The following is a 1,579-nucleotide window of genomic DNA, read 5'->3' as shown; positions in this document are numbered from 1 at the left end:
AGTGACATACTCCTACACTGACTGAGTACAGTACAGTGTAGGCTCAAGAGCGACTCCCGGTATCCCGTCGGACATTAACTGAGCTTTAAGAACGCGATGCCCCAGCGCTCTATTTTTTATATTTATCGCTGCATTGTGGTCACGGTCTAGCGAACAACCACACTGGCAAGAATGCCAACGTTCATGTAGTTTCTTGGGAACTTTCACGGCACAACTAGAGCAATCTTGTGAGGTACCGGAAGCATTCACAGCTATTACCAACAACCCAGCATTTTCGGCTTTGGTGGCTAGAATTGACAAGAAGCTTGACCATCCGGCATCATGCACAGATTTTGCTAGACGGGATTTTGAAAGTCCTTTAACGTTGAGGTCTTCATGAGCAACAACATCGTATTTTGACAGCAATTGTTTTGCAGTTTTAAAATGAAAATCTTTCCGTTTATCGGCAACTTTTTTATGTTGCTTGCCCAACTGTTTTACTGCTTTACGTCTACGATTACTATCCTTTTTACGACGAGATACCCGTTTTTGAATAACTCGCAAACGTTTTTGAGACTTGCGGTAGTGTTGAGGAATTGCAACAGGTTCACCATCAGAAGTTGTTAAAAACTCCTTCAGACCAAGGTCAATCCCTGTTATTGAGTCAGGATTAATATCGTGCTTGACACTAGGGACTGTCGGGTCTTCGAGACTGAGGGTTACATAGTATCCGTCAGCTTTTTTAGTAACTGAGACTGTCTTTATCTTAAACCCATTAGGCATGGGACGATGCAAAATAACTTTAATATTTCCCAGTTTCGGAAGATTTATTAAACTACCTTGAATGCAATCATCCTTCATCTGTGGATAAGTAAAAGTCCGGTAACGGTCACGAGACTTAAAACGAGGTCTACCGCTTCTCCTCCCGTTGCTATCTCCACTTAAAAAACGGTCAAATGTTACCTTAACTCGCTTGACCACATCCTGTAAAACTTGTGAATGAATATCACCGTAATGAGGATGAGTTTTCTTTAAAATAGGTAGCGTTTTCTTTTGTGAATAATAATCTGGGTTATCTCTTAGTTCAGGTAAATGACAAACAAGAGGACAAGCGTTAATTGAACAACGATTTTGCTCATACCAGTTGAATCTGTCAGCTAAAAAATAATTATATTGAGCGCAAAGCATAGACAACCATCTATCTATACTTGCTACTTGTTGTTTCGTTGGTCGTAGTTTGTATTGGTACGCAGTCCTCATTTGTTTATCACCTCCTTGTTATCTGCTAGTATAACAATAGTAGGTAATATGTAGGTACAAAAAATGAAAACAGAATGGTTTAAAATGCGGATGAGTGAACGCAGATTAAATAAGTTGCGGTTATACGCTGCAATGAAAGATACGACAATGACTCACGTTATTGAAGACCTCATTGACTCGTTAAAAATCCCGGAAAATAACAAAAACGAGGGTACCCCACTCCCGCGTTAACCGACAGTCAGCATAGGTTGGGGGTACACCTCGTTTTTGTCCGCCAGAGCAATCCCGGCGCGCTCACGGAGTACCGTTATAGCGCGGGGCTTACGGCGAAGAAGCTAAA

General features: G+C 41.4%; 2 protein-coding genes. One reads left to right on the top strand and one right to left on the bottom strand.

The annotated features are described in order from the left end of the window. Positions 1–12: 12 nt before the first annotated feature. Positions 13–1,239 carry an RNA-guided endonuclease InsQ/TnpB family protein gene (locus ACM0OZ_RS48710; RefSeq protein WP_414590135.1) on the bottom strand — a complete coding sequence of 409 codons (1,227 nt, stop codon included), beginning with the start codon at positions 1,237–1,239 and terminating at the stop codon, positions 13–15. 63 nt (positions 1,240–1,302) lie between these two features. On the opposite strand from ACM0OZ_RS48710, the gene ACM0OZ_RS48705 reads away from it, so the two are divergent. Continuing rightward, complete coding sequence (locus ACM0OZ_RS48705; RefSeq protein WP_414590134.1) at positions 1,303–1,470, top strand: hypothetical protein; 168 nt, start codon at positions 1,303–1,305, stop codon at positions 1,468–1,470. Positions 1,471–1,579 lie beyond the last annotated feature (109 nt).

It is taken from the genome of Scytonema sp. PCC 10023 (genome assembly GCF_963920835.1).
GTDB lineage: Bacteria > Cyanobacteriota > Cyanobacteriia > Cyanobacteriales > Nostocaceae > Kalymmatonema.
This window is presented reverse-complemented; position numbering and strand designations above follow the sequence as displayed.

Coding starts and splice junctions, on each gene's coding strand:
- ACM0OZ_RS48710 (WP_414590135.1), bottom strand. CDS start 1,239: ATGAGGACTGCGTACCAATACAAACTACGACCAACGAAACAACAAGTA.
- ACM0OZ_RS48705 (WP_414590134.1), top strand. CDS start 1,303: ATGAAAACAGAATGGTTTAAAATGCGGATGAGTGAACGCAGATTAAAT.